Here is a 4,619-nt window from a genome sequence, read left to right as displayed (position 1 = left end):
TCAAGTTCACTTTGGCTTACATTGTATAAGCCTTTGACGGCTGCAGAAGTGTATTTTTGTATTTTTGAAATGTCAAGAGGTTCTGTTCTTCCATTTCTTTTTATAACTGTTATCATCTTTGTCTATTCTCCAAATACTCTTTTAAAAATATTATCTACATTTTTAGTGTAATAATCATAGTTAAAACATTCACGAATTTGCTCTTCGCTCAGTTTACTTCTAAGTTCCTCATCGGCTAAAAGATGATTAAGATAAAGTGACTCACCTTTTTCGTTTGTAGTTGGACGACCCTGCTGAATCTCTTCCCAAACTTTCATTGCGTTTCTTTGTACAATTCTATATGCGTCTTCACGACTCACCCCTTGAAGTGGCAACTCAAGTAAAACGCGTTGTGAGAAAACCAAACCACCTGTTAAGTTGAGATTTCTCATCATATTTTCAGGGTAAACTGTTAGGTTGGCTATAACATTGTTCATACGGTGTAGCATAAAGTCAGATGTGATGAAAGAGTCTGGCAACCAAAAACGCTCAGTAGATGAGTGACTTATGTCACGTTCGTGCCAAAGTGCTACATTTTCCATAGCCGGTGCTGCATAAGCGCGTATCATTCTCGCTAGACCTGTTATGTTTTCAGTTAAAATTGGATTACGTTTATGTGGCATTGCAGAAGAACCTTTTTGTCCTTTTGCAAAATACTCTTCACACTCATATACTTCTGTACGTTGCCAGTGGCGAACTTGAACCGCAAATTTTTCTATAGAAGATGCCATAAGTGCTAAGGCAGAAGCAAGACGAGCATAACGGTCTCTTTGAATAACTTGATTTGATACAGGTGCAGGTTTGAGACCCAGCTCTGCACAAGTGTACTCTTCAAGTTCAAGTGGTGCATGTGCAAAGTTACCCATGGCTCCACTTACTTGACCAACAGAGATGACCTCCATAGTCTGCTCTAAGTTTTCTAAATGGCGTTTCATCTCATCATACCAAACAGCGAGAACAAGACCAAATGTAATAGGCTCACCGTGAATACCATGAGAACGACCAACCATAAGAGTCATTTTATGTTCCATTGCTCGTTTTTTGATAGATTCCATAATCATCTTTACATCTTCAATAATGAGTGATAATGAGTCTTTCATTTGAAGTGCTACAGCAGTGTCAATAGTATCAGAAGATGTCATTCCATAGTGAAACCAGCGTGATTCATCACCAAGAGTTTCTGAAACTGATGTTGTAAACGCAATAAGGTCATGACGAGTAACAGCTTCTATCTCATCAATACGCTTAATATCAAAATTTCCATTTGCAACAATCTTATCAGCATCATCTTGAGGAATTTTTCCAAGTTTTGCCCAAGCTTTCACTACCGCTTTCTCTACATCTAACCATGCTTGGTATTTTGCTTGGTATGTCCATTTTGATGCCATTTCTGGACGGGAATATCTATCAACCATATATTTGCCTTTTATGCTAAAATTCGTATAAATTAAGTAATCAATTCTACAGAAAGTATAGTAAAAAGTTGATTAAAAAGGAGTTTAATTTGCCATTTGTAATAAAAAAAATGTATGTGCCCAAGAAACAAAAAGCTTTTTTGTATCTTGTGAATGAGTTGGGCTATACGCAAAGAGAGGCTCAACGATTCATATCAAAGGGCCGTGTACTTGTCAATGGTGAAAAGATGCTCAAAACTGCAGGTGAAATTGAGGGAGAGTTTGAGTTTATATACTTTGAACCAATTACAAAAGGTTTGGAACCTACTTTTGAAGAGGAGGAGTTTGTAGTCTTTGATAAACCAAGTGGTGTTCTTATCCATCCCCAAACTAAAAACACACCCTACTCTCTTATAGATGAGTTGAAGTTTCAATTTGGACGAGATGCAAATATTGCGCATAGAATAGATCAAGAGACAAGTGGACTTGTTTTGTGTGCTAAAAACAGAGTAAGTGAGCGTGATATTAAGATGATGTTTCAAGAGCGTGAAATGAAAAAAAAGTATTTGGCTCTTGTTCATGGAGAGATGAAAGAGGAGTTTTGTGTAGAAGAGCCACTTTTACGATTTCAAGCTGAGAGTGCACTTGTACGAATGGTTGTAAAAGTTGATCCTACTGGAAAACCATCAAAAACAGATTTTAGACCTTTGAAGTATTTTGTAGATAAAGATATGACGCTTATTGAGTGCTCACCACATACAGGAAGACAACATCAAATACGAGTGCATCTGTTTCACGTGAAACATCCAATAGTTGGTGATCCTATTTATGGACAGAGTGAGAAAAATATTATTCGTTTTTTAGATAGAGAACTAACGCCACAAGATAGAATTGAAAATTCTGGTGCAACAAGACTACTTCTTCATGCAAGTGAATTAGAATTTGAACTTTATAATGAAAAGTATAATATTAAAAGTAAAGTTGATTTTGAGAAGGTGGCGATGCAGAGTTTGACTGAAAAATAGTCTGTTTATAAAAAAGTTATTCCCATATGTGAATAACTTTTCAATGGAGATAATTTTTTTCTTTTTAAATATGTGAATAAAGTGTGAAAACCTATATATGTCCCTAAAATAGGTACTTTAAGTTTAGATAAATGTTTTTATAAGTTTATATTTATATAAAAAAACTCTTAATATTCTAGGAAATTTTTAAATTTGTATGATGAAAAGTTGTAAAGTATTCACAAGTTAGAACAATGTGTGAATGAAAAAGATTGATGATATATTTTCTTAAGATTAGTAGGGTATTATTACATTCATAGACGACCTCCCTGGTGTGTTGGTCGTCTCCAATAGACTTTATTTAGTCCTCTTTTAGCGCTGCCCAGATAAAGCCACCAACTCCAACACTAAACACAGTAACTAATAAAATTACTTCTCCAATATCTACGCCAGTAAAATCACCCATAATAATCCTTTAATAAATTTTAGACTTCTTGTAAAATCTCTCGTTTAGAAACTATACAAGAACACTATTTCGATGGAATTATACTCCCGGATTTGTTATTTATCTGTTAAAAATTACCCTTAATCTCATCTTGATTTTTTTCTTTTAATTGACCACAAGCTGCGGAGATATCAATACCCTTAGAGTCGCGTATAGTAGATAGTAAGCCATGATTAATAAGATACTCTTGAAAATTTACCATATCTTCACGGCTAGGTCTCTCGTATGGTGTACCTGGATAAGGATTAAAAAAGATAAGGTTTACCTTTGCTTTAATACCTGAGAGTAGTTTTACAAGTTTTTTAGCACTACCAAGATCATCATTTTTATTTTTAATAACAAGATACTCAAACATAACACGCTTGCGTGTGTCTATTGGAAAGCGTTTTACAGCTTCTATAATTGAGTTTATATTGTGTGCTTTGTTCATTGGAATAAGTTCACTTCTTAGTGCATCATCTACGGCATGAAGTGATATTGCAATATGTACACCTAAATCCATTTTACCTAGTTGATCTATTTTATTTGAGAGGCCACTTGTGCTAACAGTTTGCCTTTTTGCTGATATTGCTAAGCCCTCTTCTTCTTTAAAAATTTCTATGGCTTTTGTTAGGTTTTCGAGGTTATCGAGAGGTTCACCCATTCCCATATAGACGATGTTTATCTTACGATTATGTTTGTGATTGTTATCTCGTTTTAGATTTACTACTTGAGCTACTATCTCTCCTGCTGTTAAATCTCTTGTAAAACCACCTTTAGCTGTTAAACAAAAGGCACACCCTACTTTGCACCCTACTTGTGTTGAAACGCAGATAGTATACCTTGCCTCTTGTATAAGTGCTCCATCTTCATCATACTTTTCATCTTTCATTTTAAGCCAAACAGTTTCAACTGTTTTACCATCTTGTAACTCAAAAAGATACTTAATAGTACCGTCACTTGACTCCTCTTTTTTCACTATTTTCATAGGATTTATGCAATATTTTTGTGCAAGTTCCTCTTTCATAGCTTTAGGAATATTTTTCATCTCATCAAAATTTTCTGCATACTGATGGTATAACCAACCATATATTTGTTTTGCACGGAATGATGGTTTGACTAACGCTGTTAGCTCTTTTTGTCTGAAGTCATAAAGGGATGGTTTTGTTGTATTCATTTGGATGTAAGTTCCTTAATTCTGTTTTTGACATGGATTTCTAGTAATTCTTTTGCTTTTTCATGATTTTTTAAAAAATCTTCATGAGCAGTTTTGTTTGTATAGTTTGTTATACAAAAAACGCCACCTGCTGGTATGTTAAACTCTTGTGCAACTTTTAAGACAGAGAAAAATTCCATATTTTCAATGCCTATTCCAAGCTTTAAAAACTTTTTTGTGAGGGCTGCGTTTGTAGAGATATAGTTTGAAGAGTTCACTACTATATCTTTTTTGTTTGTTGTGTTAGTAGTAACAACATTGTCTAGTGGAGTGTAAGCATCACTGTTTAAAAAAGAGAGTTCTATATTTGCAGCAGTTTTAGATTCTACTATGTCAAATAATTTTGATCCACCATAACTTCCTGCAGTTCCTACAAAAAGTAAAAACTCTGGTTTGTCAAACAAACATAATCTTGTTATATTTATAGCACTCTCAATAAGCCCTACTCCCATGGGTGTTGCAAATGAAAAGTTTTCACTATT

Annotated in this window: 5 protein-coding genes; 1 reads left to right on the top strand and 4 read right to left on the bottom strand. The window is 34.4% G+C overall.

The genetic code is table 11. The features are described from left to right. Nucleotides 1-116 (bottom strand): ATP cone domain-containing protein (locus tag MV589_RS10960; RefSeq protein ID WP_367271570.1); only part of this gene is annotated, 116 nt, incomplete at its 3' end. 6 nt (nucleotides 117-122) lie between these two features. Then, nucleotides 123-1,454 (bottom strand): adenylosuccinate lyase, encoded by a 1,332-nt coding sequence (gene purB / locus MV589_RS06855; RefSeq protein WP_297433279.1) that lies wholly within the window; start codon nucleotides 1,452-1,454, stop codon nucleotides 123-125. 89 nt (nucleotides 1,455-1,543) lie between these two features. On the opposite strand from purB, the gene MV589_RS06850 reads away from it, so the two are divergent. Next, nucleotides 1,544-2,458, top strand: coding sequence for an RluA family pseudouridine synthase (locus tag MV589_RS06850; protein WP_297433277.1), 915 nt, complete (start codon nucleotides 1,544-1,546; stop codon nucleotides 2,456-2,458). Nucleotides 2,459-3,009: 551 nt separating this feature from the next. On the opposite strand, the gene rlmN is transcribed toward MV589_RS06850, so the two are convergent. Both rlmN and MV589_RS06840 read right to left on the bottom strand, forming a co-directional pair. After that, nucleotides 3,010-4,098 carry a dual-specificity RNA methyltransferase RlmN gene (gene rlmN, locus MV589_RS06845; protein WP_297433275.1) on the bottom strand — a complete coding sequence of 363 codons (1,089 nt, stop codon included), beginning with the start codon at nucleotides 4,096-4,098 and terminating at the stop codon, nucleotides 3,010-3,012. Continuing rightward, on the bottom strand, nucleotides 4,095-4,619 hold a 525-nt coding region (locus MV589_RS06840; protein ID WP_297433273.1), incomplete at its 5' end, for a phosphorylase family protein. The genes rlmN and MV589_RS06840, both read right to left, overlap by 4 nt.

Origin of the sequence: Sulfurimonas sp., from assembly GCF_026991475.1 — a bacterium.
Classification (GTDB): domain Bacteria; phylum Campylobacterota; class Campylobacteria; order Campylobacterales; family Sulfurimonadaceae; genus Sulfurimonas.
This window is presented reverse-complemented; position numbering and strand designations above follow the sequence as displayed.